We start from the raw sequence: 26167 nt of genomic DNA on the forward strand, positions 1-26167 counted from the left end.
GCGCGGGCGCTAGCGGCTCGCCTGCAACCCGCCCGCCGCCGGCATGGCGTGTGCATCGGCACGCGCCATGCCATTGAACAACAGGTTCAACGCCACCGACATCACGCAAGCCAGCAGGATGCTGCTGTGCATGATGGGCTGCAGCCAGCCTGGCAGTTGATTGAACAGCGTGCCCGAGAACGTGGGCAGCAGCGAGATGGCCAGGGTGGCGGCAACGATGTACACGTTGTGCCGCGTACCCTCGAAATCCACCCGCGCCAGCGTGCGCACGCCCGCCGAGGTCACCACCCCGAACATGAACAGCCCTGCCCCGCCCAGCGCCGGCAGAGGGATGGAAGCGACGACCGTGGCCAGCTTGGGGAACAAGCCCAGCGCGCACAGGATCACGCCCGCCGCCACCACGACCCAGCGGCTCTTGACGCCCGTCACCACCAGCAGGCCGATGTTCTGGCTGTAGATGGTGTAGGGAAAGCCATTGAGCGCCCCGCCGATCACGCTGGCCAGCCCGTTGGCCCGCAGGCCATCCGTCATCTCGCCCGCGCTCAGCGGCTTGTTCACGACATCGCCGATCGCCAGGAACAAACCCATCGACTCGATCATGATGATGATCATCACCACCACGATCGTCAGCGTGGCCACCACGTCGAACACCGGCCAGCCGAAATAGAAGGGATGGATCACGTCGACCATCGGCGCCTCGGCCACGCCATGGAAGTCCACCATGCCGAAGGGGATCGCCACCAGCATGCCGGCCGCCAGCGCCAGCAGCACGGAGACATTGGACCAGAAGCCCTTGAGCCACTTGTTGATGACCAGGATCAGCGCGAACACGAAGCCCGCCAGTGCCAGGTGATGCGGCGCGCCAAAATCCGGCGCGCCACGCCCGCCGCCCACCCAGTTCACGCCGACCGGAAACAGCGACAGCCCCACCACCATCACGATGGACCCGCCAACGATGGGCGGAAAGAAGCGCAGCAGCTTGCCAAACACCGGCGCCAGCAGCATGGTGATGACGCCGCCCGCCATCACCGCACCGATGACGGCCGGCAAGCCAAGCGCAGGATTGGTGGCGATGACAAGGATCGGCGGGATGGCGCTGAAGGCCACGCCCTGCATCACCGGCATGCGCACGCCGAAGCGCCAGAAGCCCGCGGCCTGCAGGATGGTGGCGATGCCACAGGTGAAGAGGTCGGCATTGATCAGGACCGCCACTGCCTCCTTCGGCAGCTTGAGCGCGCTGGCGATGATCATCGGCACCGCAATGGCGCCGACGTACATCACCAGCACGTGCTGGAAGCCCAGCATCACCAGCGGCCCGGGGGCGGGCACCTGGTCAACTGCGGCCGGCCTGTCGCCGGTCAGGTCTTGGGTGTTCATGGGGTTGTCTCCTCTTGTGCCGTTACGTGCGATGACGCGACATCTCTGGGAATACGGGCGCGCAAAAAAAAGAAAGCCCCGGAACCTGGCTAGCGCCCAGCAGGCGCCGGGGCAAGATCAAGCAAGCATTACAGGTGCACCTCCTTCTCGCCATGCGCCTGCAGCAGCGCCATCAGCTTCTTGCGCATCACCAGCCCGGGCTTGTCGGACGGCATGTGGAACTCCATGCGCCGCGTGGTATCGATGGGCGCGTCGTAATCCGTGGCTTCCAGGATCTCCTTGTCCTCGCGCGTGACCGCATGATCGAACTTGACCAGTTCCTCGGCCGGGGCCTGCTGCTCCGTGTCGTTGCGGTATAGCCACTGGACCATCATCGTGCTCTTGTCGTCGATGGGCGTGGCGCAGTTGACGATGGTGTGCACCAGGCCATTCGGATAGGTGCAGCCGAAGCGGCGCGAGAACGGCATGTACCAGTTGTCATGCAGGTGGCGGATGGTCTCCGGCTCCTTGCTGCCGGTGAGCAGCCAGCTATCGGGCGGGTTCATGATCGGCACCGAGCGGCGCGACTCGAAACCCCACGCGTTCTCGATGATCTCGATGTCTGCCGGCTTCGGGCTGGCGAACTTGCCGAAGGTGTTCTTGTGCACGAAGCTGAAATGCGCGTTGTCGAACGAGTTCTCCATGAAGCGCAGGCCGCTGCATGCCCAACGCTCGTAGAACTGCGGGATGCGGCGCAGCGAAGGATCGTTGCCTTCCGGGATATCCGGGATATCGGTCAGCGGGTCTTCCAGCGCCACCCACACATAGCCATAGCGCAGCTTGCAGTGGTAGTTCGCCACGCGTGCGTTGGCGGGGATCATGTTCTGCGGCATCTGCGGAATGCGCACGCATTTGCCGCTGCAGTCGTAGGACCAGCCGTGATAGCCGCAGCACAGCAGGCCGTGCGCATCCACATAGCCCTTGGAGAGCTTGGCGGTGCGGTGGCAGCAGCGGTCGCGCACGGCTGCGGGCGTGCCATCGGCGCCGCGCCAGATCACGATGTCCTCGCCCAACAGCGTGAACGGCTGCGGGCCAAGGTCGAGCCTGGATTCGGGAATGACCGCGTACCAGAAGCGACGCAGGACCGGTTGTTGAGTGACAAGCATTGGGAAGTCTCCTCTCGTATTGTCGAGTGTGGGGTGTGCTGACGTGCAGGCGTGCAGGCGTGCAGCGCGTTGTGTTCTTGTTTCAGGCTGGTGCGGCTGGTGCGGCTTGCACCGGCAGCCAGTCGCCGATCTGTTTGGCAAGCGCACCCTTCTCGGCCACGGCCTTGCCCAGCAACGCGAATCCGGTCAGGGCGCCTTGCGTATCGCGGAACAACGCGCGCAGGCCCGCGCCGGCTTCCCCGGCCACCGCCTGGGACTCGATCTCCCAGTTGCCCGCGCCGGCCAGCGCGGGCGACACCACGGCTGGCAGCACGGGCGTTTTCACCACCACCGGCATGGCGGAGTAGCTCAGCGGCGTCGGCGTGCCGGCCAACGTGCGGGCCAGTGCGCGCGCAGCTTGCATCAGCGGCATCACGTAAGGCAGCACCAGGCCGTCGACCTCGGCGCAGTCGCCCAACGCGTAGACCGACGGTGCGCTGGTGCGCAGCAGGCGGTCCACCACGATGCCGCGCGCAGTGGCAATGCCGCCGTCCTGCGCCAGCGCCACGCGCGGCAGCAACCCGGTGGCGGACAGCACCACGTCGGCGGCGATCTGCGCGCCGCTGGCCAGTTGCACCGCGAGCGCGCCATCGCGGCGATGCACCGCGACCGGCATCTCGCCAAGGTGCAGCCGCACGCCGAGGCCGCGCAGCGCGCCGGCCATCAGAGCGCCCGCCTCGCCCGGCAGCAGCCGGCCGAGCGGCCATGCGGCAGGATCAACCAGCTCGACGTCGAAGCCACCCGCGTGCAGGTCATTGGCGAACTCGCAGCCGATCAGGCCCGCGCCGAGGATGGCCACGCGCCTCTTGCCTTGCAGCGAGGCGTGAAAGCGCGTGTAGTCGGCAAGATCGTTGACGGTCTGCACGGCATCGGCACCATCGCCTTGCAAGCCTGGCGCACGCGCTTGCGCGCCGAGCGCCAGCACCAGTTGTCCGTAGCGCAGCGGTTGCCCGTCGACCAGCACGGTGCCGGTGGCGGTATCGATGGCCGATGCATCGGCATGCGTCATCACGCGCGCGTTGAGCTGCGCGGCCATCTGCTGCGCGCTGGCGATGGCCAGTGCGGCGGGCGCCTTGTTGCCGGCCAGCGCATTGGACAGCATCGGCTTGGAATACGACTCGCCGCCATCGCGCGTGACGATGACCAGCGGCGTCGCGCTGTCGAGCTTGCGGAACTCGCGCGCCAGCGTGTAGCCGGCCAGGCCGGTGCCGAGGATGACCAGCGGCAGCGCTGGCTGCGCGTTCGCGGTGATGGCGGTGATGGCGTCGTTGGCGTCGTTGGCGTCGTTGGCGTCGTTGGCGTCGTTTGTCATGGCTCAGGCCACCACTTCCATCTCGAACTCGGCCTTGCTCACGCCGCAGTCCGGGCACAGCCATTCGTCGGGGATATCCTCCCAGCGCGTACCGGCGGGAAAACCGTGCTCAGGCATGCCGAGCGCTTCGTCGTATTCAAAGCCGCATACCATGCATTTCCATTTCGTCGCTGTCGTCATTGCGAGTCCTTTCGTCGGGTTCGGGTTGTTACGGGCTTGCTTGCCGGTCGGATGGCAGGCCTACGCCAGCGCAAATGGCGTGGCGCGCAAGCGCTTGCCGGTGGCCGCAAAGATGGCGTTGCCGATCGCCGGCACCACCGGCGGGTTGGACAGCTCGCCGACGCCACCGGGCTGCCTGCCGGAGGGCGGCATCACCACGATCTCCAGCGCCGGGGCGTCGCTCATGCGCACCACCGGGTAGTCGTGGAAGTTGCTTTGCTTCACGCCGCCGTTCTCGATATGCACCGCGTTCATCAGCGCGGTGGACACGCCCCAGTAGATGCCGCCAGCCAGTTGCTGGCGCACCGAGCTGGGATCGACGGCAAGCCCGCAGTCCACCACGCAGGTGATCTTGCGCACGGTGATGGCGCCGTTCCTGACGCTGACATCGGCCACGATGGCGATATAGCTCTTGTAGCCTTCGTAGGTGGCCACGCCCAGGCCACGGCCAATGCCGCCCTTGCCCGGCTTCGCGCCGGCTTTCCAGCCCGCCAGCGCGGCGGCGCGGTCGAGCACCGCCACATGCTCGGGCTTGCCTTGCAGCAGCTTCCTGCGCAACGCCACCGGGTCCTGCGCGCTGGCATGCGCGGCTTCGTCGATCAGGCTTTCGATGGCGAAGATATTCGGCACGTAGCTCACCGCGCGCCACCACCACACCGGGAAGCCCGGCTCGTGGCGCACCCAGGCGAGGTCGAGCGCGGGCACCTGGTAGTAGAAATCGTCGCGCATGCCCTCGGTGCAGCTCGGGTCGACCGGCACCTTGGCCAGGAAGCCGGGATCGTCGGGCTCCTTGATCGACGGCACCACGGCCCGCAGGCTGAAGGCCTGCACATTGCCGGCGGCGTCCAGCGCGGCGCGCGCCTTGTGCACGCTGGCGCTCTGGTAATAGAACGCGTGCATGTCGTCTTCGCGGCTGTAGAGCAGCTTGACGGGGCGGCCCATGCGCTTGGCGATATAGGTCGCCTCCAAAATGATGTGCAGCCCTTCGCGGGCGCCGAAGCTGCCGCCGGCTTCGGTCAGATGGATCTTCACGTTGTCGCGCGAGACCCCGGCAATGGTCTCGGCCGCCTGCGCGCAGCGCGAGGGCACCTGCACGCCGCCCCAGTACTCCACCGCGTCCGGCCGCACCCACGCCACGATGCTGAGCGGCTCCATCTGCGCATGCGCCTTGTAGGGCATGGTGTAGACCGCTTCCACCACCTTGGCGGCACCCTGGAAGGCGGCATCGGCATCGCCCTTGACCTTGGACTTCTTGCCAGGCTCATCCACGCGCGCGGCCATGGCGCGGATGGCGGCCTCGGCGCTGAAATCCTGCATTGCGCTGTCGCCCCACGCCACCTTGAGCGCCTGGCGCGCGCGCTGCGCGGCCCAGAAATGATCGGCCACGATGGCCACGCCGGGCTGGCTGGCGCCATTGATGGGGCGCGCGGCCGGCGCGTCGGGGCGGAAATGCGCGATCGTTTCCGGGATGTCGGTGGCGAACACATCGCGCACGCCGGGCAACGCCTTGACCTCGGCGGCGTTGAACGACACCACCCGCGCGTTGACCACTGGCGCGTGCACCACGATGGCGGTCAGCATGTCCGGCAGCTTGATGTCGATGGCGTAGCGCGCGCGGCCGGTGAGCTTGTCGGCCACGCGGTAGCTGCTGCGCTCCTTGCCGATCAGCACGAACTCGTCTGGCCGCTTGAGCGTGACCTCGGCCGGGACCGGCAGGCCTGCCGCGCCTTCGGCCAGCTCGCCGTAGGTGAGGCGCTGTCCGCTGGCCACGTGGATCACGGCGCCAGCGGCCGTCTTGCAGGCCGCCGGCTCGACCGCCCAGCGCCGCGCCGCCTGCGCCACCAGCATGGCGCGCGCGGTGGCGCCCGCGCGGCGCAGCGTGTTCCACTCGAGCGGCACGCTGGTGCTGCCGCCGGTGGCGTGCATGCCCCACAGCGGATGCAGGTAGGCCTTGGCAAGCGGATCGTCGGGCTGGATCACCTGCACGGTGGCCCAGTCGGCATCCAGCTCCTCGGCCAGCATCAGGCCCAGCGCATTCTTCACGCCGGTGCCGCTGTCGTATTTGTGGACCACCAGCAGCACGCGGTTGTCAGGGGTGACGCGGACCCAGGCATTGGGGGCGAAGTTGCCGGCCGCGCTATCGGTGATGGGCGCGGCGGCCGCGTTGCGGATGAACTGGCCGCCACTGCCGATCTCCAGCAGCAGGCCGCCGGCGAGCGCCGCGCCGGCTTGCAGGAAGCGGCGGCGCCCGCCATTGGCCGGGGTGGCATCGATCAGGTTGAGATCGCGCGTCATGCTGGCTTGCCTCCACGCAGTTCGGCGGCGGCGCGATGGATCGCGCGGCGGATGCGGTCGTAGGTGCCGCAGCGGCAGATGTTGCCGGCCATGGCGGCGTCGATATYGCTGTCGGTGGGGTTGCGCTTGCTGGCCAGCAGCGCGGCGGCCGACATCAGCTGACCGGACTGGCAGTAGCCGCATTGCGGCACGTCTTCGGCTTGCCAGGCTTTCTGCACCGCGTGCAGCGCATCGGGCTGGCCCAAACCCTCGATGGTGGTGACCCGCTTGCCGGCCACAGTGGAGACCGGCGTCTGGCAGGCCCGCACCGGGGCGCCATCCACATGCACCGTGCAGGCGCCGCACAGGCCCATGCCGCAGCCGTACTTGGTGCCGGTGAGATCGAGCTCGTCGCGCAGCACCCATAGCAAGGGGGTGTCGCCGGGAGCTTGCACGGCGCGCAGGGCGCCGTTGACTTTGATGGGGGTCATGGTTTTTTCTCCTTGCTCCGCCATTTGTCACTGCTTGGCGCTGCTGATTGCTGTCTTTGGGGGCTGGCGGGCCGTGTTGAAACAAAGACTAGCTGCGCCAAATCCATATGTGAAATATGATTTAAGAATCTTTTCCATACGACATCCATATGGATATCCGCCAGCTCCGCTATTTCATCGCCGTCGCCGAGGAGGGCAACTTCAGCCGTGCCGCCGAGCGCCTGCATATTTCCCAGCCGCCGCTGAGCCAGCAGATCAAGTCGCTGGAGGCGTCCCTTGGGGTCATCCTGTTCGAGCGTGGCCGCCTGGGCGCGCGCCTGACCCGGGCGGGCGAGGCGCTGCTGACGCGGGCGCGCGACATCGTGGCCGACCTGGACTCGACCCGGAAAATGGTGCTGCGCGTGGCCGACGGGCTGGAGGGCTACCTGCGCATCGGCATCATCAATTCCGTGATGTACGGCCCCCTGCCCCGTACCATGCGGCTGTTCCAGGAGCGCAACCCCGCAGTGGAGTGGACCCTGCACGAGATGCTCCCCGACCAGCAGGGCGAGGCGCTGGTGCGTGGCCAGATCGACGTCGGCTTTGCCTCCAGCGCTACCAGGCGGGAGGAACTGCGGTCGATCCGCGTCTATCCGCAGCCGCTGATGGCCGCGGTGCCGGCAAGCCATCCGCTGGCGGGAAGCGGCCGGATCCGGCTGAAGGCGCTGGCGGCGGAACCATTTGTGCTGCTTAATACCCAAAGCCCGGTGATCCGCAGCTTGCTGGCCGCCTGCGTGCGTAATGGCTTCCACCCGCGCGTGCTGCACGAGTCGGTGGATCCGCAGACGGTGCTGAGCCTGGTGGGCGCCGGCGTGGGGGTCAGCGCGCTGCCGCGCTCGCTGTCGGGCGCGCCGCGGGAGGACGTCACCTTCCTCACGCTGGACGAGCCGGGGCTGGCCGCCGACCTTTATGCCACCGTGCGGCGCGACCACGGCCTGCCCGCGCTGGACCGCTTTCTCACGCTGCTGGAAGATGTCACCGAGGTATGGCATCGTGAGACGTTCGGGGAAGGCCTGCGTAGCACGTAGCGCGCCCGGCGTCCCGCAATGCAACATTGCTGCCCCCGCGATGCCGCCCGCCTCCGGCGGGCTACGGGTTTTCCTATATATTGTTGCCGTTCACGTCACACCGGCAGTCCAGGAGAAGCACCCGATGAATTCCGGCCAACTGATTGAAAAACTCGCCGCCATCTTTGCACTGATCGTGCTGATCGGCGGCTCGCTGCTGGTGCTCGCGCCCTTTACCACCGCGCTGTTGTGGGGCGCCATCCTCGCCTTCAGCTCGTGGTACCCCTATACGGTGCTGTCGCGCTGGATGGGCAACCGGCGCAGCCTGGCGGCCCTGATCTGCGTGCTGCTGGCCGCGGTCATCGTGCTCGGCCCCTTTGTCTATGCTGGCGCCAGCATCTCCGCGCACATCGACGAGCTGTCCGGCCTGGTCGACCAGTTCTTCGATCACGGCGCGCCCGCGCTACCCGGGTGGCTGACCGGCCTGCCCTATGTGGGCGACTACCTGCAAAGCTCCTGGGACAAGGTGATCCATGCCGACTCGGAGATGGTCGCCAACCTGCGCAAGCTGATCGCGCCCGTGGGCCATGTGATACTGGGCGCCGGGCTGTCGATCGGCGCCGGGCTGGGCCAGCTGGCACTGTCGATCGTGCTGGCGTTCTTCTTCTATACCGGTGGCGAGTTCGCGGTGGCGTGGCTGCGCGCTGGCATGCGCCGCATTGCCGGCGAGCGCGCCGACCACCTGCTGGCGCTGGCCGGCAACACCGTCAAGGGCGTGGTCTACGGCGTGCTGGGCACCGCCTTCGTGCAGGCCTTGCTGGCCGGCATCGGCTTCTGGATCGCCGGCGTGCCCGGCGCCGCCATCCTCGGCTTCATCACCTTCTTCCTGTCCGTGATCCCGGTCGGCCCGCCGCTGGTGTGGATTCCCGCCGCGCTCTGGCTTTACCACACCGGCTCGCTCGGCTGGGCCATCTTCATGGTGGTGTGGGGCGTGGGCGTGGTCAGCATGGCCGACAACGTCATCAAGCCGCTCCTCATCAGCAAGGGCACCGACATGCCGCTGATCTGGGTCATGCTGGGCGTGTTCGGCGGCGCGCTGGCCTTTGGCTTTCTCGGCGTGTTTATCGGCCCGACGCTGCTGGCGGTGGCCTACGCGCTGCTGCGCGACTGGACCATCGGCTCGCAGCACCTGGCTGACCCGCCACCCGCGCTGGCGCAAGGCAAGCCCATCACCACCGCCGAGGACGTGGCGGGTTCCGGCAAGGCATGAGCGAAGCCGGCCGTCCCGAACCGCAGCCATTGGCACCACCACCCACCCAGGCCGAGCTGGCCCGGATGGTCGCCTGCGAGTACTGCGATGCGGTCTACCAGCGCACCGAGCTGGAGCCGGGCGAGCGCGCGCTGTGCCTGCGCTGCGGCGGCCAGCTCTACCGCGATAGCTCGCGGGCCTATGCGCGGCTGCTGCCGCTGGTCATTGCCGCGCTGATCCTGTTCCTGGTGTCCAACGCCTATCCCATCGTCGAGATGGATCTCAAGGGCGTGCGCACCGAAACCACGCTATGGGGCGCGGTGCAGGCGCTCTACGCGGACAACATGACGCTGGTGGCCGTGCTGGTGTTCGCCACCACCATCCTGTTTCCSYTGTCCGAGATGCTGATGATGCTTTACCTGCTGGTGCCCATGGCGCGCCACCGGATGCCGCCGGGCTTCGAGCGCATCGTGCGCGGCATCCAGCAAACCCGGCCGTGGGGCATGATCGAAGTCTTCATGATTGGCGTGCTGGTCACGCTGGTCAAGCTCTCGACCATGGCGCAGGTGCTGCCGGGCGTGGCGCTGTGGTCGTTCGCCGCGCTGGTGATCGTGCTGGCCGCGATGCTGTCGTTCGATCCGCGCGATCTGTGGCAGCACCTGGACGAGGAGCCGCCCCGATGAGCGCCCCAACCCCCAAGCCCCCGATGGGCGCCGCCGCGCTGGCGCGCTCGCGCCGCCTGGCCGCCAATGTGGTGGCGGAGCTGACCGACGACGACGAAACCAGGCCGCTGCCGCAGGTGCCCACCGCCACGTCGATGGGCCTGGTGTCCTGCCACGCCTGCGACGCGCTCAGCCCGCTCGCGATGCAAGGCGAGCCCTGCCCGCGCTGCGGCGCCACGCTGCATCACCGCAAGCCGAACAGCCTCGCGCGCACCTGGGCGTTCCTGTTGTCCGCCCTCATCCTTTATATTCCCGCCAACCTGCTGCCAGTCATGGTGACGCAGTCCATCCTGGGCACGCAGCGCGACACCATCTTCTCCGGCGTGGTCTACCTATGGTTGTCGGGCTCCAACATGCTGGCCATCGTGGTGCTGATCGCCAGCATCGTGGTGCCGCTGCTGAAGATGATCATCCTCGCGCTGCTGCTGCTGTCCGTGCACTTGCGCTCGCGCTGGCGGATTCGCCAGCAGACCCGGCTGTACGGGCTGGTGGAAATCATCGGCCGCTGGTCGATGCTGGATATTTTCGTGGTGGCGCTGCTGGCTTCGCTGGTGCGGGCCGGAGCACTCGCCACCATCATCCCGGGCGCCGGCGCCATGGCGTTCGGCTCCGTGGTGGTGCTCACCATGCTGGCTTCACTCAGTTTCGACCCGCGCCTGCTGTGGGATTCGATGGATACAAACGATGCCTGACCTAGACCCGTCTCCCCCCTCTCCTTCCTCGCAGCCACCGGCGCCGGAGCGCCGCCGCCGGGCGCGCTGGCTGCCCTCGCTGGTCTGGCTGATCCCGATCGTGGCGGCGCTGGTTGGCCTGTCGCTGCTGATCCACACGCTCACCGAGCGCGGCCCCGAGATCACGGTCACGTTCCGCACCGCCGAGGGCCTGGTCCCGGGCAAGACGCCGGTACGCTACAAGGACGTGGACATCGGCCTGGTCAAGTCCGTGCGGCTGGCCGGCGACCACTCGCACGTGATCGCCAAGATCGACCTGACCCAGGATGCGGCGAGCTTCTCCACCAAGGACACGCGCTTCTGGGTGGTGCGCCCGCGCTTTGCCACCAGCGGCATCTCCGGGCTGGGAACCCTGCTGTCAGGCGCCTATATCGGCGTCGACGCCGGCAAGTCCGAGGAGCGCGTGCGCGACTTCACCGGGCTGGAAGTGCCCCCCGCCGTCACCACCGATGCCTCCGGCAAGCAGTTCGTGCTGCGCGCCACCGATCTCGGCTCGCTCGACATCGGCTCGCCGGTCTACTACCGCCGCGTCCAGGTTGGCCAGGTGGTGGCTTACCAGCTGGAGCCCAACGGGCGCGACCTGTCGCTGCGCGTGTTCATCAACAAGCCCTACGACAAGCTCGTCACGGCCGACTCGCGCTTCTGGCACGCCAGCGGCGTGGACATCAAGCTCGATGCCGGCGGCTTCAAGCTCAACACGCAATCGCTGGTGACGGTGCTGCTCGGCGGCGTGGCCTTCCAGRCCCCCGACGACTCCAAGGCGACGGATGCCGCCAACGAGAACACCCAGTTCCTGCTGGCCAGCGACCAGACCGAGGCGATGAAGGAGCCGGAAGAAATCGCGCCTTCACTCGCCGTGCTGAACTTCGACCAGTCCGTGCGCGGGCTCTCGCCCGGCGCACCGGTGGATTTCCGCGGCGTGGTCGTGGGCCAGGTGCGCTCGATCGGCATCGAGTACCAGGTCGAGAAGAAGGCCTTCCGCCTGCCCGTGGTGGTGGAACTGTACCCCTCGCGCATGGGCTTCCGGGCGCGCGATGTGGAGGACGTCAACCGTGCCCGCAATATCGTCCAGACGCTGATCAAGCGTGGCATGCGCGCGCAGTTGCGCACCGGCAACCTGCTGACGGGCCAGCTCTATGTGGCGCTGGATTTCTTCCCCAAGGCGCCGCCGGCCAGCGTCAACCTGGATGGCGCCATGCCTGAACTGGCCACCACGCCGGGCGCGTTCGACGAGCTGCAGGCCAAGCTGGGCGATATCGTCAACAAGATCGACAAGGTGCCGTTCGAGCAGATCGGCCAGGACCTGCGCACGTCGATAGCCACGCTCAACACCATGATGACCAGCGCGGACAAACTGGTCGCCCAGCTCAACGGCGATGTGGCGCCCCAGGTGCTGGCCGCGCTGCAGGACGCGCGCAAGACGCTGGGCGCGGCCAACGGCACGCTCGCCTCGGACGCCCCGCTGCAGCAAGACACGCGCCGCATGATGCAGGAGCTCACGCGCACCGCGGTGTCGCTGCGCACGCTGACCGAGTACCTGGAACGCCACCCTGAAGCGCTGGTGCGCGGCAAGCCGGAGAAATGATGATGACCCGCATAGAGATGACCCGCCACCGCCTGTTGCTGCCCCTCGCGCTCGGCGCCGCGCTGCTGGCAGGCTGCGCCTCGCCCGATCCGCGCTATTACACGCTGGCCCAGGGTCCCGCTGCCGCTACGGCTACCGGCGCCGAAGGACGGGCCGCCGCGCCAGCGCAGCCAGTGTGGATCGAGGTTGCGCCGGTGCGCGTGCCTGAACGCCTCAACCGGCCGCAGCTGGTGGTGCGTGACGGCAAGGATGGCAACGAGCTCAAGCTGCTGGACCTGTCGCGCTGGTCCGCGCCGCTGCCGGACGAGCTGCGCGACGCGCTGTCGCAGCAACTGCAGGCCAGGCTAGGTGCGGTCGACACCTACCAGCAAGGCTTGTCGGAAGTGGAGCCCGTGTTCCGCATCACCACCGAAGTGGTGCGGCTGGATGCTGACGTGGGCCAGCGCGCTGGCGCCATCATCAACTGGACCGTGCGCCGCCTGCCCGACGGCAAGGTCAAGGCTGGCCGCACGCAGGCCGAGCTGGCCGCGCCGGGCGCGGTGGACGGCGTGGTAGCGGCTTACCGCCAGATCGTTGCAGGCACCGCGGACGATATCGCGGCAGGTGTGGAAACACTGCGCCGCGGCACGGCGAAATAGCTTCGAAGTGGCGGCGAAGTAGCGGCGCTGCGGGATGCAGGTCCAGCCCGCAGCGGAATCAATCCTCCGCCGGTGCCTGCGCGCCCCGGCAACTGCGCCGCCGCTCCGACTCGGCCATGGCCGCCAGGCAGGCCTCTGCGTCTCCCGCCACCAGCTTGGCCGAGCAGGCCAGCATCAGGTTCTTGCTCAGGCCGAAGTCCTCCACCACGAAGCCACGCGCATCGAGCCGTTCGCCCTTGCCGTGCGTGTCACCGGCGGCAACGGCCACGCGGTCCAGCAACGTGCCGCGGTCGCTGCTGTAGCCCCATACCGGCTTTTGCAGCGCGATGGCGAATCCCACCTCGAACGCCGTGCCGGAGTCCGGCTCGCCCGGCCCGCGGAAATCGTCCAGGTTAGCCATCACCATGTCGGCGCGGCGCAGCAGATTGATGTTCGCCTCATAGATCCAGCGCGCGGTGTCGGGGCCGCAAAGGCCGGCCGGGGCGGCTTTGTCGAGGGGATAGAGGCCGAGGAAGCCGTAATGGGCGCAGCGGGCCTTGAGGGCCTCGCCGTAGGCGATGGCGTCTTTGCGGAATACGTCGAAGCCGGCGAGGTAGATGGTTTTCATTGAGCGTGGCTGGGTGGCGGACGTTGACGCCAGTGAGGATAGCGCATGTGTTTGACGTGATGGCTACAGCGTCCACATCAAACCCAACGTCAACCTGAACCTGAACGGCAGGCCGCCGCCCTCGCCAGGCGGCGGCCTGCGTTACTGCTTTGCCGTGCTCACGCGGGCGGCGAGCCATCCTTGAATGCCCCCTTGAGCATCTGCCGCAGTTCGGGGCCATCCTGGTGCTGGTGCACCTGCACCGCATGCTGGACCGCGACTTCGAGCAGTTCGTCTTCGGTGTCGGCGCTCAATGCCACCGTGCACTTCGACGCGCTCGGAAACTCGCGGCAATCGATATATTTGCGTCCCATCATTGCCTCCTGACGCGTGAGGGTGAGATGGCGCCGCCGGGGCGGCGGGCGCCTGATCCACCGCCTGATCCAGTATAGGACCGGCGCCGTGCGCGGGGGGCCTGCCAGCGCGTCAGAGTACCGGGGTAATCACCTTGCCGGTGCCAAGGAACGCATCGAGGTTGTCGAACACCAGCCCGGCCATGGCCGCGCGGGTTTCATGCGTGCCACTGGCCACGTGCGGAGCCAGTACCGCGTTGTCCAGCGCGAACAGCGCCTCGGGCACTTCCGGCTCGGCGCGGAACACGTCCAGCCCGGCGCCGCCCAGGCGGCCGTCGCGCAAGGCAGCGACCAATGCGTCTTCGTCCACCACGCTGCCGCGCGACACATTGACCAGGATGCCCTTGGGGCCCAGCGCCTCGATGATGTCGGCCGATACCAGCCCTTCGGTCTCGGGGCCGCCCACGCAGGTCACGGCCAGGAAATCCGCCCAGCCGGCCAGCGCCTTCAGGTCAGGCTCGTGGCGCCACGGCGCGCCGTCGCGCGCCCTGCGGTTGTGGTACGCGATGCCCATGCCGAAACCAGTGGCGCGCTGCGCCACTTTCTCGCCGATGCGGCCCAGGCCCAGGATGCCGAGCTTCTTGCCGGAGACGCGGGTGGTCAGCGGGAAGTTGTCCTTGCCCCACTTGCCGGCGCGCACGAAGCGGTCGCCATGGGCGATGCCGCGGGCGGCGTCGAGCAGCAGGCCGAAGGCGAGGTCGGCCACGCAGTCGTTGAGCACGTCGGGCGTGTTGCTGACCTGGATGCCGCGCGCGCGGGCCGCGTCCAGCGCGATCGAGTCATAGCCGACCCCAAAGCTCACGATGGCTGCGAGCTTGGGCATGGCCGCGATGGCCTCGGCGGTGATGCCGTGGCGCGCCGATGTCACCGCCACGCGCGCCTGCTGCGCGTGCTCGCGCAGCCACGCCAGCGGCTCGGGCTGCTCCCACAGCGGCACGGCCTGGTACTGCTCGCGCAGGCGGGAATTGATCTGCGGCGCGAGGGGGCCGATCTGGATGAGCGTGGCATGGGACATGGATGCGAGGCGAGGAAAGAATGCAACGTTGAATGGTAGCGCAATCATAACGCGTCCCGCGCCGCGCCGCAGGGCAGCGCCCAGGCTCGGGAGTCAGGCGCTCTCGCGCTGGATGACCTCGAACCCCAGGTCGATGATGCGCTCCCCCACTTCGCGCCCGTCGATGCGGGCCAGCAGGCACTCGGCAGCGGTGCGGCCAATGGCCGGGCCGTCGATGCGCACGGTCGACAACGCCGGGTAGGTATGCGCGGCAAAGTTGAGATCACCGAAACCCATCACCGCGAGCTGCTCCGGCACCTTCAGCCCGCGCGCGCGGGCTTCCGACAGCGCGCCCTGCGCCAGCGTGTCCGAGCTGCAGAACACCACGTCTGGTCGCGCGCCGCCATCGAGCAGCCGCGCCAGCCCCTCGCGGCCAAGCCCCAGGCTGGACGGCGCGGGCACGATGCTGCTCGGCACTTCCGTGATGCCGTGGCGGCCGAACGCGTCGAGAAAGCCCAGGCGGCGCGACTCGGCGCGCTGGTCGCTGGCCGACAGGATGGCCGGCTTGCGATAGCCGCGCGCATGCAGGAACTCGGCCACTGTCTGGCCCACCTTCTCGTGAGAGAAACCCACCAGCATGTCGATCGGCGTGGGCGTGATGTCCCAGGTCTCCACCACCGGCACGCGCGCGGCCAGCAGGCGCCGGCGCGTGTCGGCGGTGTGCGCGATGCCGGTCAGCACGATGCCGTCGGGGCGGCGCGAAAGGATGGCGGCCAGCAGGTCCTGCTCGCGCGTGGCGGCATAGCCGGACAGGCCCAGCATCATCTGGTAGCCCGCTTGCGAGAAGCGATCGGTCAGCGCCTGGATCGTGTCCGCAAAGATCGAGTTGGCGATGGTCGGCACGATGGCCGCGATCAGCCGGCTGCGCCGCGAGGCCAGGCCGCCGGCCAGCAGGTTGGGCACGTAGCCGGTGCGCTGGATGGCCTCCTGCACGCGCGCCACGGTGCCCGCCGAGACCAGCCCGGGCTGGTTGACCACGCGCGACACGGTGATCGGCGAGACGCCCGCGATCTTGGCCACGTCAGCCAGCGTGACGCTGCCGGTGGCGCGGCCGGCAGGAGTTGGCGCGGACGCCGAACGAGGGGCGGTGCGAGGAGCGGTCGGCTTGCGGGATGAGGCCATGAATGTGGTGAAGGAAGCGGAAAAAGCCGGCTGGGCGCAGGGCCGGCATGGGCGCCATGATAGCGCCCGCGCCGCGCCGCGGGCTGCGATGCGGGGCCGCGCGACGGGTTAACCCCGAGCACGCATGCGTTGTGGGCGACAAATGACAGCGCTATCATCTGCTGTCTTCGGCGCTGGAGAAGCAGGACGGCCGCCCGCCGGGGCCAGACAAGAAAAGCAGACGTCGCCACGACGCTACCGATCAGAGGAGACAGCCCATGCCCACAAACCTCGCCGGCAAGAAGCCGCAAGACCGGCCCCGCAAGCAGCCCGAGGAACTGCGCAGCCACCGCTGGTACGGCGCCAACGACCTGCGCGCCTTCGGCCACCGCTCGCGCACCGCGCAGATGGGCTACAGCCGCGCCGACTACGCCGGCAAGCCGGTTGTCGCCATCATCAACACCTGGAGCGACATCAACCCCTGCCACAGCCACTTCCGCCAGCGCGCCGAAGAGGTCAAGCGCGGCATCTGGCAGGCGGGCGGATTCCCGGTGGAAATGCCGGCAATGAGCCTGTCCGAGCCGTTCCAGAAGCCCACCACCATGCTCTACCGCAACCTGCTGGCGATGGAGACCGAGGAACTGCTGCGCTCCTACCCTGCCGATGGCTGCGTGCTGCTGGGCGGCTGCGACAAGACCACGCCGGCCCTGCTGATGGGCGCGCTGGCGATGGACCTGCCCACCCTCTTCGTGCCGGCCGGGCCGATGCTGCGCGGCGACTGGAACGGCGTGACGCTGGGCTCCGGCTCGGATACGTGGAAGTACTGGGCCGAGCTGCGTGCCGGCAATATCACCGAGCAGGACTGGCAGGGCATCGAAGACGGCATCGCGCGCTCGCCAGGGCATTGCATGACGATGGGCACGGCATCGACCATGACGGCCGTGGTGGAGGCCATCGGCATGTGCCTGTCCGGCGCCTCGTCGATTCCCGCGCCGGATTCGCGCCATGCGCAAATGGCCTCGCTGTCGGGCCGGCGCATCGTCGAGATGGTGTGGCAGGACCTGAAGCCGTCGGAAATCGTCACGCCCGCCGCCATCGACAACGGCGTGCGCACTGCGCTGGCGCTGTCCGGCTCCACCAACGCCATCGTCCACCTGATCGCGCTGGCGCGCCGCGCCGGCCATGCGCTATCGCTGGATCGCTACGACGAACTGGCGCGCAGCACGCCGGTGCTGGCCAATATCCGTCCGTCGGGGCAGTACCTGATGGAAGACTTCTACTACGCTGGCGGCCTGCGCGCGATGCTCGCGCAGATGGGCGACCTGCTCGATACCGGCACGCTCACCGTCGATGGCCGCACGCTGGGAGAGAACCTGGCAGGCGCCCGCGTGTTCAATGACGACGTGATCCGCCCGCGCGACAAGCCACTGGTGGCCAGCGACGGGCTGGCCGTGCTGCGCGGCAACCTCGCCCCGGCCGGCGCCGTGATCAAGCCGCCGGCCGCGCAGCAAGACCTGCTGCGCCACACCGGCCGCGCCGTGGTATTCCGCGACTACAACGACATGGCGGCGCGCATCGACGACCCGGAGCTGGACATCGAAGCCACCTGCGTGATCGTGCTGCAGAACGCCGGGCCGCAAGGCGCGCCCGGCATGCCGGAATGGGGCCAGTTGCCGATTCCGCAGAAGCTGCTCAAGCAAGGCGTGCGCGACATGGTGCGCATCTCGGATGCGCGCATGAGCGGCACCAGCTATGGCGCGTGCGTGCTGCACGTGGCACCGGAATCGTATGTGGGCGGCCCGCTCGCCTTCGTGCGCGACGGCGACCTGATCGAGCTGGACGTGCCGGCCCGCAAGCTCAACCTGCTGATCAGCGACGACGAGATGGCGCGCCGCCGCGCCGCCTGGGTCGCGCCCGTGCCCAAGTTCGAGCGCGGCTACGGCAAGCTCTACCTGCGCCATGTCAGCCAGGCGGACAAGGGCTGCGACTTTGATTTCCTGGAACCGGTCGATGCCCCGGAGGACGGCGAGCCGGAGATCCACTAGCGCTTAACAAGCGTCCCACCATCGCCCCGGCATCGCTTCATCATCGCTTCACCACCCCAATAAGAACCGAGGAGACCCCACCCCATGAAACGCCAAGCCCTTGCGCTGCTGGCCGCCGCGGCGACCCTGGCCGCCGCCGCCCTCCCGCTGAGCGCATCCGCCCAGGCCAGCTGGCCCAGCAAGCCGATCACCTACGTGGTGCCGTTCCCGCCCGGGGGCACCACCGACACCCTGGCGCGCCTGATCGGCCAGCGCCTGGGCCAGGCGCTCGGCACCACCGTGGTGGTGGAGAACCGCCCCGGCGCCGGCGGCAATATCGGCTCCGACTACGCCTCCAAGGCCGCGCCCGATGGCTACACCATCCTCGGCGGCACCATCAGCTCGCACGCGATCAATGCCAGCCTGTACCCGAAGATGCCGTACGACGTGGTCAAGTCCTTCGCCCCCATCACGCTGATCGGCACCAATGCCAATGTGCTGGTCGTCAGCGCCGGCAGCCCGTTCAAGACGGTGAAGGACATCGTGGCCGAAGCCAAGGCCAAGCCGGATACGCTCGCCTTCGCATCCGCCGGCAACGGCACCTCGCAGCACCTGGCCGGTGAGTTGTTCAAGAGCCTGGCCGGCATCAAGATCACGCACATACCCTACAAAGGCAGCGGCCCGGCGATCCAGGACGTGATGGCGGGGCAGGTGCCAATGATGTTCGACACCACCGTGGTGGCTGCCCAGCATATCGACTCGGGCAAGCTGCGGGCGCTTGCCGTGACTTCCGCCAGGCGCATCAAGAGCATGCCGAATGTGCCGACGATGGCCGAAGCCGGCGTCAGCGGCTACGAGCTGGAATCCTGGCAAGCGATCTTTGCGCCGGCAAATACGCCCAAGCCGATCGTGGACCGCTTGTACAAGGAGATCTCAGCGATCATCAAGACGCCGGATATGCAGGCGCGGCTGGAGAAGCTGGGCATGGAGCCGTCGGGGATGTCGCCCGGGGAGTTTGCGGAGTTCCAGCGCAGCGAGATCGTGAAGTGGGCGAAGGTGGTTAAGGCGGCAGATATCAGGATTGATTGATATCGGGCTCGATTGAACTGGTGGTGGCCCGCTGACGCGGGGGTGGCGTTTTTTGGCGGGGTTTTACGGCTTCTAGCTGCTGGCGCGGCTGTACGGTGTTGGCCGTTTTAGAACGTGTGAGATGTCACTTCTCTTTACTCGTAAAGAGAAGTAACCAAGAGAAAGCGATCCTTGCAGGAGGCTGGCTTATTGGGGTTGCGTAGCCCAATGGTTTCGTCGTACGGCCCTGGGTGCTAATGGTCTCGTGCCGTTACCGGTTTGAATGGCCACGATCCCGCGGATGGCGCTGGTATCGTGGTGAGGCTGCTCGGTAGCGGCATCCCTGCGCATTCATCCATCTGCCGGTGCCGGTGCAAGGTATCACGATATATCACGCCGTGATGGTTTCGTGGTGGGGTGGGCGCGGTGAAGAAGTTCTTGGTCCTAGCAATCCGGTGCCACCGCGCCCACGACGGAAACGGGACGCTTGCAACTTCGTGGCCGGTCACCCCGCGAGCGACAGACGGCTTGAAGTTCGTGGTGGCCGCTACCGGGGGGACCACCACGAAACCCTGGGCATTGGCTGGGTCGTGGTGCTCTGAACCGGTAACGGCACGAGGCCATTAGCACCCGGGGCCGTACGACGAAACCATTGGGATCCCCAATGACGCCACGCCAGCCTCCTGCAAGGATCGCTTTCTCTTGGTTACTTCTCTTTACGAGTAAAGAGAAGTGACATCTCACACGTTCTAAAACAGCCAACACCGTACAGCCGCGCCAGCAGCTAGAGGCATAAAACCCCGCCCACAAACGTTACCCCCGCGTCAGCGGGCTACAAGCACGCGTGCCCCCCCCCAACGCCCCGTCCGCCCTGCCCCAAGAAATCAAGGACTCAAAGCCGGATGCTTCAACGCATGCGCTGTCTCTGCCAGATGCGCGCGAAAACTGCCTTCATCCCGCTTCAACCCCAGCTCGCCATACCGATAGGCCATGGCCAGCGCCTGGATCGATTCCGGATGCTCGCGCTCTGCCGCAGCCTCGTACCACGCTACCGCGCGGGCCTCGTCGCGCGGCACGCCCGCACCTTCACGATAGGCGTTGGCCAGCATGAACATCGCCTGCGGCACGCCGGCCTCGGCGGCCAGCTCGAACCAGCGCGCGGCCGCGGCCGGGTCCGGCGCTCGGCCATAACCGCCACGGTGCAGCAAGCCGAGGTAGTACGCAGCCCCGGTATTGCCCGCCGCGGCGGCCAGCTCGAAGTGGTGCCAGGCCGCCTCAGCGTCAGGCGCGCGCTGCGCATCGCCGAGGAAGGCCGCCTTGCCCAGCACGAAATGCGCGCGCGCATCGCCCGCCCCGGCGGCCTGCTTCAGCCAGTCCCGGCCTTCGGCATGCGCCGCCGCATCCCCGCTTGCCCACAACGCTTCGCCAAGCGCAGCCTGGGCCGCGCCCTCCCCTGCCCGCGCCGCCTGGCGCAGCGCCGCGAGCGCCTCTTCGTCTCCAGCCGAGCCGGCCCGCGTCTGCCACTGGGCAAGCTGCGCGTGGCGCGCGCTGGCATGCTCGCGCCACGCCGAAGCCCCGCCCACGCAGCCGGCCGCCACCGCGACCGCCACCAGCGCCGCGGCGATGACGGGATGCAGGCGGCGCTGACGGCCCTGGCGACGCACAGGCGCGCTGCATGCCGGCGCCGTCGTTCCCTTCATTGGCGTATTCGTTGCCGTGCGCATTGCCGTGGTCATTGCCGCCTTACTGGTTGAGGTCGACGCTGTATAGCGACAGGTTCTTGGTGGTGTCGTAGCTCGCCTGCTCCAGCGCGATATTGGCGAGGCCGGCGGCTTGCGCCTGCGCCAGCTGGCCTGGCGCGGAAGCAAACACCACCTTGCCGGCCGTGGCCACCTTGGTGAAGCGCCAGCTGCGCGCGCCGCCGTTGGCGGCACGCGTGATGGCGCCGGCCTTCTTGATGTAGGCGATCAGCACATCACGGCTGGCGTCCGGCGAGGCGTAGACCGTCTTGCTGCCGTCCAGGCCGGGGAAATTGCCGCCGCCGCTGGCGCGGTAATTGTTGGTGGCCACGATGAGCTGCTGGCTGGCGTCGAGCGGCACGCCCTTGTACGCGAGGTTCTTGATGCGGCTGCCCTCCGGCTGCGTCACGTCGATCTCGTACTGCAGGTCGGGTGAGGTGAACATGTCGAAGTTATAGCCAGGGAAGCTGCTGATGAGCGGCTGGTCAGCGGTCTTGGCCGGATCGATCAGGTTGAAGCGCTTGGCGGCGGTCTCCAGCCAGGCCTTGACGTCGCTGCCGTTCACCTTCACCGCGTAGATGGTGTTGGGGTAGAGGTAGAGATCGGCCGCATTGTTGATGGCGAGGTTGCCGGACTGCACGTCGGTGTAGTCGTTGCCGCCGCCAAAGCCGCTCTTGAACGGCGCGGAGACGGACAGCACCGGCAGCGTGGCCAGCGCCGGCAGGTTGGCGGCGATGTAGTCCTTCACGTAGGCCGCCTGCGCCTGGTTGACGATCTGGATCGCACCGGGATCGCCCACATCGGCGAAGTACGTGCTCATGCGGTAGTCGGTGGTGCCGATCGGCGTCTTCACGTAGGCGATGGTGGCCTGGTGCTCCGCATCGACCGCGGCCGCCACGCTGGCATCGGCCGCCACATAGCTCTTGTCGGCATTCTGGATCGAGCGCGCCTGGACCGTGGTGGCGCTCTTGTCGACCACCCAGCGATTGCCGTCATGCGCGAGCTGCAGCTTGATCACGCCGAGGCGGCGGCCCCAGTAGTCGGCCATCACGGTAGGCACGCCGTTGACCGTGCCGCGCACCTTGTCCACGCCCGGCAGGTTGAACTGCGCTACCGTGCTGGTGGCATCGGGGAAGACCTGGTGCGAGTGGCCGATCAGCATGGCGTCCACGCCGGCCACCTTGGACAGGTGCCAGCTGCCGTTCTCCATGGTGGGCGAGTACGCGGAGGCATCCAGCCCGCCGTGCGAGATCACCACCACCAGATCGGCGCCCTTGGCGCGCATCTCCGGCACGAACTTCTCGGCGGTTTCCTTCACACCCTCGGTGTAGACCTTGCCGTCGAGCCAGCGCTTGTCCCAGCTCATGATCGCGGGCGGCGTGAAACCGATGATGCCGACCTTGACCGGCACCGTGACGGTGTTGCCGTCGGGCCCGGTGGCGGTGATCTGGCGGGTGATGATGGTGTACGGCTGGAACAGCGGCGCGCGCGTGCGCACGCTGTACACGTTGGCCAGCACCTGCGGGAAGGCCGGCCCGGCGCACGGCGTCTGCACGGTCGGGTCGGGCAGGCCATCCACGTTGAAGCGGTTGCCCGTGACCTGGTTCAGATAGCCCAGGCCGTAGTTGAACTCGTGGTTGCCGATGCCGCCACCGTCGAACCTGGCCGCGTTCATCACCTTGTACATGGCCAGGGTCTCGCCGCACTTGAGCGGGTTGACCTGGGCCTGGTAATCGGCCAGCGCGGTGCCCTGGATCGTGTCGCCGTTGTCCAGCAGCAGGGTGTTGGGAAACTCGGCGCGCGCCTGCTTGATCAGGGTTGCCACGCGCTCGAAGCCGAAGGATTTGTCCTCGGCCAGCTTGAAGTAGTCGTAGCTGCGCACATTGGTGTGCAGGTCGGTGGTTTCCAGCAAGGCCAGCGTGGCCTTGGTGCCGGCCGAGACGCTATCGGCCTGCGGCGTGACGCCCGTGCCCGTGCCGGGGCTGGCGGGGCTGTCATCGGAGCCGCAGGCGGCCAGCAGCACGGTGGCCACGATGGCGGCGCCCAGCGCGGCCACGGTGGGCACAGCGAGGATCGGGGACGAAGCGGGTGCGGCGCGCGCGGATAGAACGTCGGTCGGACAGCGGTGCATTTGTGGCTCCCTTCTTTCTTGTTGTGCCTGGAGCCGGACATTGTCCCGAGCGCAAATGGCAACAGAGTGACGCGCGCGTTACACCACCGTGACGGCGGGCCGCCGGCGGCAGGCGCACCCGCACGGCCCTCCGATATGCCCTGTCCTGACCCAATGTGCCATTGACGCCGCGTTATATACCGTCATATATTGCGCATTTGGCGGGCACATCTGGCGGGCACATTCCGGCCTGGCTCGCCTGCTATCCAACCCGCTTCCGGCCACCCGCGCCCCGCCATGTCCATGCTCCCGATTTCCGCTCCGTTGCCTGCCCAGTCCCGCCAGCCGCGCGCCGCCTCGCTGGCAGCCGGCCTGCTGCTGTCCGCCACCCTGGCGCTGTCCGCCCCGGCCGCCTTCGGCGCAGACCTGGTGGTCTCCGCCGCGGCCAGCCTGACCAATGCCTTCAAGTCGCTCGCCGAATCCTACGAACGCGCGCACCCCCAGACCAAGGTGATCCTCAACTTCGGCGCCTCCGACGTGCTGATGCAGCAGATCGTCAACGGCGCGCCGGCCGATGTGTTTGCCTCGGCCGACCAGGACGCCATGAACAAGGCCGTGGCCGAGCGCGTGGTGCAGCCTGCGTCGCGCCGCGATTTCGCCGCCAACCAGCTTGCGCTGATCCTGCCGGCTGACAGCAAGCTGGAAGTGGGCAAGCTGCAGGACCTGGGCCGCCCCGAGTTCAAGCGCGTGGCCTTCGGCAACCCGGCGTCGGTGCCGGTGGGCCGCTATACCAAGGGCGCGCTGGAAGCAGCCGGCGTGTGGGATGCGGTCTCGGCCAAGGGCGTGATGGCGCAAAACGTGCGCCAGAGCCTGGATTACGTGGCCCGTGGCGAAGTCGATGCCGGCTTTGTGTTCGCCACCGATGCGGCGATCATGCCGGACAAGGTCAAGGTGGCGCTGCGGGTACCGACGCGCCAGCCGGTCACGTATCCGATCGCCATCACCTCGCACTCCAAGCAGCCCGAGCAAGCCGCGGCATTCCTCGGCTACGTGACGTCGCCGGAAGGGCAGGCGGTGCTGGCCAAGTATGGTTTTCTCAAGCCGTAAGCTGTAATCCGTAGGCCGTAGGCCGCAAGCCATAATCCCTGGTCCTTGCCCGCCGCCCCGGCGCCCGGGCGCGCCGCCAACCTGAATCCACCTTGCCGCCTGCCTGGCTCCGCCGGCAGGCGTTTATGCTGATGACCTCCCTGGAAGCTGTCTGGGTCCCACTGTCGCTGTCGCTCAAAGTCGCGGGCTGGGCCACTGTGCTCAACGCCGTGCTGGGCGTGGGCGCGGCCTTTGCACTGTCGCGCTGGCAATCGGCCGCGCGCGACGTGGTCGACGCCCTGCTCACGCTGCCGCTGGTGCTGCCACCGACCGTGCTCGGCTACTACCTGCTGGTGCTGGTCGGGCGCCGCGGCGTGTTCGGCGAGTGGCTTGGCCGGCTCGGCATCGAACTGGTCTTTACCTGGCAAGGCGCGGTGCTGGCCTCCACCATCGTGGCCTTCCCGCTGGTGCTGAAGTCGGCCCGCGCCGCCTTCGAAGGGGTTGACTCGCAGCTCGAGGACGCCGCGCGCGTGCTCGGCACGTCCGAGGCCGGCATCTTCTTTCGCGTGACGCTGCCGCTGGCGTCGCGCGGCATCATCGCCGGCGTGCTGCTGGCCTTTGCCCGCGCGCTGGGCGAGTTCGGCGCCACGCTGATGGTGGCGGGCAACCTGCCCGGGCGCACGCAAACGCTGTCGGTCGCCATCTACGAAGCCGTGCAGGCCGGCGACGACAACACCGCCAACGTGCTGGTGCTGGTCACCTCCCTCACCTGCGTGGTGCTGCTGGTGGCCGCCGGGCGGCTGGTGCCGCCCACCCGCAAAATGTACCGGTAGGCCGCCATGACCATGCAAGTCACCGTACGCAAGCAGCTCGGTTCCGCCGACCGCCGGTTCGGGCTGGATATCGCCTTCGATTCGGCAAGCAAGCGCATTGCGCTGTTTGGCCCCTCCGGCGCGGGCAAGAGCCTGACGCTGCGCGCCATCGCCGGATTGCTCACGCCGGACAGCGGCCGCATCGTGCTCAACGGCCGCACCCTGTTCGACAGCGAGACACATGTCAACGTGCGCCCGCAGGAGCGGCGCGTGGCCTACCTGTTCCAGGACTACGCCCTGTTCCCGCATCTGACGGTCGCGCAGAACATCGCCTTCGGGCTGGAGCGGGGCTGGCGCAACCCGCGCCGCAACACGCACCACCCGGAAGCGCAGCGCTGGATCGATGCGTTTGGCCTTGGCGCGATCACCGGCAACTATCCCGGCGAGATCTCCGGCGGCCAGAAGCAACGCGCCGCGCTGGCGCGCGCGCTGGCGGCGCGGCCCGATATCGTGCTGCTGGACGAGCCGTTCTCCGCGCTGGACCCGGCGCTGCGCATACGCATGCGCGCCGAGCTGCGCGCGCTGCAAGCCAGCCTGGAAGTGCCCATGCTGGTGATCTCGCACGACCCCGACGACGTGGAAGCCCTCGGCGACCACGTGCTGGAAGTGCGCGAAGGCCGCATCTTTGGCGCCGCGCCCGTGAAGGGGCATCCGCAGGTGTACGCACCCGTCTCGGCGCGTGCGGTCTGAGGCCGGCTCATTGAGGCCAACTCAGGCCCCGGCCGCGCGCAGCAGGTCGACGTAAGCGGTTTCGATTAGTTGCCCTCGCGTTATGCCCAGCTTGCCTAGCAGCGCATGCGCCTCGGCAACGCCGGCCTGCGCCGGCTCGCCGTCGGTCAGCACCACCTCCAGCTCCAGGAAATCCCCCAGCCCCTCCACGCGGTCCAGATGCACGCGCGTGCGGCCCACCAGGAACAAGGTGCGCGCCTTGCGCACGCGCCCGCTCTCGCCCCACGCCGCCGCCAGTGCGGCGCGCAGCGAATCGGGCGCGGCCGTGGGCGAGAGGATGTAGTGGCTCTCCTTGGGCCCGGCCTGGTCGGCGCGCGCGTAGAAGATCAACTGGCCTTCGCCGGACGGAAAGACACGCAGCTTGAGCCGCCCGTTGGGGCAGGCAAAGAAGGTGTCGTCCTGCAGGATCAGCTCGGGGCCATGGTCGGCCAGCGGCGCGACCCTTGGCAACAGCGCGTCCACGCTGGCGATACGCGCCTTGATTTCTATGTTGCTTGGCATGGTCGTCGGAAACTCGGGAATTCAGAAAACAAGGCAAACAGCTGCTTAGTGGCAAT

The 26167-nt window shown here is 67.9% G+C and carries 24 protein-coding genes; 11 read left to right on the forward strand and 13 right to left on the reverse strand.

The annotated features are described in order from the left end of the window. Nucleotides 1-9 precede the first annotated feature (9 nt). From AC1DQR_RS30090 to AC1DQR_RS30115, 6 genes are all read right to left on the reverse strand, one after another. Nucleotides 10-1377, reverse strand: coding sequence for a nucleobase:cation symporter-2 family protein (locus tag AC1DQR_RS30090; protein WP_416047761.1), 1368 nt, complete (start codon nucleotides 1375-1377; stop codon nucleotides 10-12). 128 nt (nucleotides 1378-1505) lie between these two features. Continuing rightward, a complete protein-coding gene (locus AC1DQR_RS30095; protein ID WP_416047760.1) occupies nucleotides 1506-2522 on the reverse strand; it encodes an aromatic ring-hydroxylating dioxygenase subunit alpha in 1017 nt (338 codons plus the stop codon). A gap of 82 nt (nucleotides 2523-2604) precedes the next feature. Next, nucleotides 2605-3873, reverse strand: a complete 1269-nt coding sequence (locus AC1DQR_RS30100) for an NAD(P)/FAD-dependent oxidoreductase (RefSeq protein ID WP_477134305.1) — start codon at nucleotides 3871-3873, stop codon at nucleotides 2605-2607. A gap of 3 nt (nucleotides 3874-3876) precedes the next feature. Continuing rightward, on the reverse strand, nucleotides 3877-4053 hold the full coding sequence (locus AC1DQR_RS30105) for a rubredoxin (protein WP_043344276.1): 177 nt from the start codon (nucleotides 4051-4053) through the stop codon (nucleotides 3877-3879). 60 nt (nucleotides 4054-4113) lie between these two features. Next, nucleotides 4114-6387 (reverse strand): xanthine dehydrogenase family protein molybdopterin-binding subunit, encoded by a 2274-nt coding sequence (locus AC1DQR_RS30110; protein WP_477134306.1) that lies wholly within the window; start codon nucleotides 6385-6387, stop codon nucleotides 4114-4116. Continuing rightward, entirely contained in the window at nucleotides 6384-6857 is a 474-nt protein-coding gene (locus AC1DQR_RS30115) for a (2Fe-2S)-binding protein (RefSeq protein ID WP_477134307.1), read from the reverse strand. Before AC1DQR_RS30115 ends, AC1DQR_RS30110 begins: the two co-directional genes overlap by 4 nt. Before the next feature lie 149 nt (nucleotides 6858-7006). On the opposite strand from AC1DQR_RS30115, the gene AC1DQR_RS30120 reads away from it, so the two are divergent. The 6 genes from AC1DQR_RS30120 (at nucleotide 7007) to AC1DQR_RS30145 (ending at nucleotide 12828) form a co-directional block, all read left to right on the forward strand. Then, nucleotides 7007-7924: a LysR substrate-binding domain-containing protein gene (locus AC1DQR_RS30120; RefSeq protein WP_416047758.1), complete on the forward strand. Its 918-nt coding sequence runs from the start codon at nucleotides 7007-7009 to the stop codon at nucleotides 7922-7924. Nucleotides 7925-8048: 124 nt separating this feature from the next. Further along, complete coding sequence (locus tag AC1DQR_RS30125) at nucleotides 8049-9173, forward strand: AI-2E family transporter (RefSeq protein WP_416047757.1); 1125 nt, start codon at nucleotides 8049-8051, stop codon at nucleotides 9171-9173. Then, complete coding sequence (locus AC1DQR_RS30130; protein ID WP_416047756.1) at nucleotides 9170-9835, forward strand: paraquat-inducible protein A; 666 nt, start codon at nucleotides 9170-9172, stop codon at nucleotides 9833-9835. Before AC1DQR_RS30125 ends, AC1DQR_RS30130 begins: the two co-directional genes overlap by 4 nt. Beyond that, nucleotides 9832-10566, forward strand: coding sequence for a paraquat-inducible protein A (locus AC1DQR_RS30135; RefSeq protein ID WP_416047755.1), 735 nt, complete (start codon nucleotides 9832-9834; stop codon nucleotides 10564-10566). The genes AC1DQR_RS30130 and AC1DQR_RS30135 overlap by 4 nt, the downstream gene beginning before the upstream one ends. Beyond that, entirely contained in the window at nucleotides 10559-12190 is a 1632-nt protein-coding gene (locus AC1DQR_RS30140) for a PqiB family protein (protein WP_477134308.1), read from the forward strand. The genes AC1DQR_RS30135 and AC1DQR_RS30140 overlap by 8 nt, the downstream gene beginning before the upstream one ends. Further along, nucleotides 12190-12828, forward strand: a complete 639-nt coding sequence (locus AC1DQR_RS30145) for a PqiC family protein (RefSeq protein WP_416050440.1) — start codon at nucleotides 12190-12192, stop codon at nucleotides 12826-12828. Before AC1DQR_RS30140 ends, AC1DQR_RS30145 begins: the two co-directional genes overlap by 1 nt. A gap of 58 nt (nucleotides 12829-12886) precedes the next feature. Here AC1DQR_RS30145 and AC1DQR_RS30150 read toward each other — a convergent pair whose 3' ends face one another. The 4 genes from AC1DQR_RS30150 to AC1DQR_RS30165 all read right to left on the reverse strand — a co-directional run bounded on the left by AC1DQR_RS30150 (nucleotide 12887) and on the right by AC1DQR_RS30165 (nucleotide 16003). After that, a complete protein-coding gene (locus tag AC1DQR_RS30150) occupies nucleotides 12887-13435 on the reverse strand; it encodes a nucleoside 2-deoxyribosyltransferase (RefSeq protein ID WP_416047753.1) in 549 nt (182 codons plus the stop codon). A gap of 158 nt (nucleotides 13436-13593) precedes the next feature. Continuing rightward, a complete protein-coding gene (locus tag AC1DQR_RS30155) occupies nucleotides 13594-13788 on the reverse strand; it encodes a DUF1059 domain-containing protein (protein ID WP_043344249.1) in 195 nt (64 codons plus the stop codon). 112 nt (nucleotides 13789-13900) lie between these two features. Continuing rightward, nucleotides 13901-14842, reverse strand: coding sequence for a 2-hydroxyacid dehydrogenase (locus tag AC1DQR_RS30160; RefSeq protein ID WP_416047752.1), 942 nt, complete (start codon nucleotides 14840-14842; stop codon nucleotides 13901-13903). A 93-nt stretch (nucleotides 14843-14935) separates the two neighbouring features. Beyond that, complete coding sequence (locus AC1DQR_RS30165) at nucleotides 14936-16003, reverse strand: LacI family DNA-binding transcriptional regulator (RefSeq protein ID WP_416047751.1); 1068 nt, start codon at nucleotides 16001-16003, stop codon at nucleotides 14936-14938. Between the two features lie 257 nt (nucleotides 16004-16260). Here AC1DQR_RS30165 and araD point away from each other — a divergent pair, with 257 nt between their 5' ends. Then, nucleotides 16261-18027, forward strand: a complete 1767-nt coding sequence (gene araD / locus AC1DQR_RS30170) for an L-arabinonate dehydratase (RefSeq protein WP_416047750.1) — start codon at nucleotides 16261-16263, stop codon at nucleotides 18025-18027. An 84-nt stretch (nucleotides 18028-18111) separates the two neighbouring features. After that, the gene (locus tag AC1DQR_RS30175) at nucleotides 18112-19095 is read left to right on the forward strand and encodes a tripartite tricarboxylate transporter substrate binding protein (protein ID WP_416047749.1); all 984 of its coding nucleotides are present in this window, start codon (nucleotides 18112-18114) and stop codon (nucleotides 19093-19095) included. A gap of 863 nt (nucleotides 19096-19958) precedes the next feature. Here AC1DQR_RS30175 and AC1DQR_RS30180 read toward each other — a convergent pair. Both AC1DQR_RS30180 and AC1DQR_RS30185 read right to left on the reverse strand, forming a co-directional pair. Next, entirely contained in the window at nucleotides 19959-20774 is an 816-nt protein-coding gene (locus tag AC1DQR_RS30180; RefSeq protein WP_416047748.1) for a tetratricopeptide repeat protein, read from the reverse strand. 43 nt (nucleotides 20775-20817) lie between these two features. Beyond that, entirely contained in the window at nucleotides 20818-22944 is a 2127-nt protein-coding gene (locus AC1DQR_RS30185) for a bifunctional 2',3'-cyclic-nucleotide 2'-phosphodiesterase/3'-nucleotidase (protein ID WP_477134309.1), read from the reverse strand. Between the two features lie 282 nt (nucleotides 22945-23226). Here AC1DQR_RS30185 and modA point away from each other — a divergent pair, with 282 nt between their 5' ends. From modA to AC1DQR_RS30200, 3 genes are all read left to right on the forward strand, one after another. Next, the gene (gene modA, locus AC1DQR_RS30190) at nucleotides 23227-24030 is read left to right on the forward strand and encodes a molybdate ABC transporter substrate-binding protein (RefSeq protein WP_477134320.1); all 804 of its coding nucleotides are present in this window, start codon (nucleotides 23227-23229) and stop codon (nucleotides 24028-24030) included. A gap of 140 nt (nucleotides 24031-24170) precedes the next feature. Beyond that, on the forward strand, nucleotides 24171-24842 hold the full coding sequence (modB, locus tag AC1DQR_RS30195; RefSeq protein ID WP_150988813.1) for a molybdate ABC transporter permease subunit: 672 nt from the start codon (nucleotides 24171-24173) through the stop codon (nucleotides 24840-24842). 6 nt (nucleotides 24843-24848) lie between these two features. Next, nucleotides 24849-25571: an ATP-binding cassette domain-containing protein gene (locus AC1DQR_RS30200; RefSeq protein ID WP_416047747.1), complete on the forward strand. Its 723-nt coding sequence runs from the start codon at nucleotides 24849-24851 to the stop codon at nucleotides 25569-25571. A 21-nt stretch (nucleotides 25572-25592) separates the two neighbouring features. On the opposite strand, the gene AC1DQR_RS30205 is transcribed toward AC1DQR_RS30200, so the two are convergent. Then, nucleotides 25593-26111, reverse strand: coding sequence for a class IV adenylate cyclase (locus tag AC1DQR_RS30205; protein ID WP_416047746.1), 519 nt, complete (start codon nucleotides 26109-26111; stop codon nucleotides 25593-25595). Between the last annotated feature and the right edge of the window lie 56 nt (nucleotides 26112-26167).

The organism is Cupriavidus sp. 05L411, from assembly GCF_056398045.1.

Coding starts and splice junctions, on each gene's coding strand:
- AC1DQR_RS30145 (WP_416050440.1), top strand. CDS start 12,190: ATGATGACCCGCATAGAGATGACCCGCCACCGCCTGTTGCTGCCCCTC.
- AC1DQR_RS30110 (WP_477134306.1), bottom strand. CDS start 6,387: ATGACGCGCGATCTCAACCTGATCGATGCCACCCCGGCCAATGGCGGG.
- AC1DQR_RS30165 (WP_416047751.1), bottom strand. CDS start 16,003: ATGGCCTCATCCCGCAAGCCGACCGCTCCTCGCACCGCCCCTCGTTCG.
- modA (WP_477134320.1), top strand. CDS start 23,227: ATGCTCCCGATTTCCGCTCCGTTGCCTGCCCAGTCCCGCCAGCCGCGC.
- AC1DQR_RS30180 (WP_416047748.1), bottom strand. CDS start 20,774: ATGAAGGGAACGACGGCGCCGGCATGCAGCGCGCCTGTGCGTCGCCAG.
- AC1DQR_RS30125 (WP_416047757.1), top strand. CDS start 8,049: ATGAATTCCGGCCAACTGATTGAAAAACTCGCCGCCATCTTTGCACTG.
- AC1DQR_RS30100 (WP_477134305.1), bottom strand. CDS start 3,873: ATGACAAACGACGCCAACGACGCCAACGACGCCAACGACGCCAACGAC.
- AC1DQR_RS30200 (WP_416047747.1), top strand. CDS start 24,849: ATGACCATGCAAGTCACCGTACGCAAGCAGCTCGGTTCCGCCGACCGC.
- AC1DQR_RS30105 (WP_043344276.1), bottom strand. CDS start 4,053: ATGACGACAGCGACGAAATGGAAATGCATGGTATGCGGCTTTGAATAC.
- AC1DQR_RS30155 (WP_043344249.1), bottom strand. CDS start 13,788: ATGGGACGCAAATATATCGATTGCCGCGAGTTTCCGAGCGCGTCGAAG.
- AC1DQR_RS30160 (WP_416047752.1), bottom strand. CDS start 14,842: ATGTCCCATGCCACGCTCATCCAGATCGGCCCCCTCGCGCCGCAGATC.
- AC1DQR_RS30095 (WP_416047760.1), bottom strand. CDS start 2,522: ATGCTTGTCACTCAACAACCGGTCCTGCGTCGCTTCTGGTACGCGGTC.
- AC1DQR_RS30185 (WP_477134309.1), bottom strand. CDS start 22,944: ATGCACCGCTGTCCGACCGACGTTCTATCCGCGCGCGCCGCACCCGCT.
- AC1DQR_RS30205 (WP_416047746.1), bottom strand. CDS start 26,111: ATGCCAAGCAACATAGAAATCAAGGCGCGTATCGCCAGCGTGGACGCG.
- AC1DQR_RS30150 (WP_416047753.1), bottom strand. CDS start 13,435: ATGAAAACCATCTACCTCGCCGGCTTCGACGTATTCCGCAAAGACGCC.
- AC1DQR_RS30090 (WP_416047761.1), bottom strand. CDS start 1,377: ATGAACACCCAAGACCTGACCGGCGACAGGCCGGCCGCAGTTGACCAG.
- araD (WP_416047750.1), top strand. CDS start 16,261: ATGCCCACAAACCTCGCCGGCAAGAAGCCGCAAGACCGGCCCCGCAAG.
- AC1DQR_RS30120 (WP_416047758.1), top strand. CDS start 7,007: ATGGATATCCGCCAGCTCCGCTATTTCATCGCCGTCGCCGAGGAGGGC.
- AC1DQR_RS30135 (WP_416047755.1), top strand. CDS start 9,832: ATGAGCGCCCCAACCCCCAAGCCCCCGATGGGCGCCGCCGCGCTGGCG.
- AC1DQR_RS30175 (WP_416047749.1), top strand. CDS start 18,112: ATGAAACGCCAAGCCCTTGCGCTGCTGGCCGCCGCGGCGACCCTGGCC.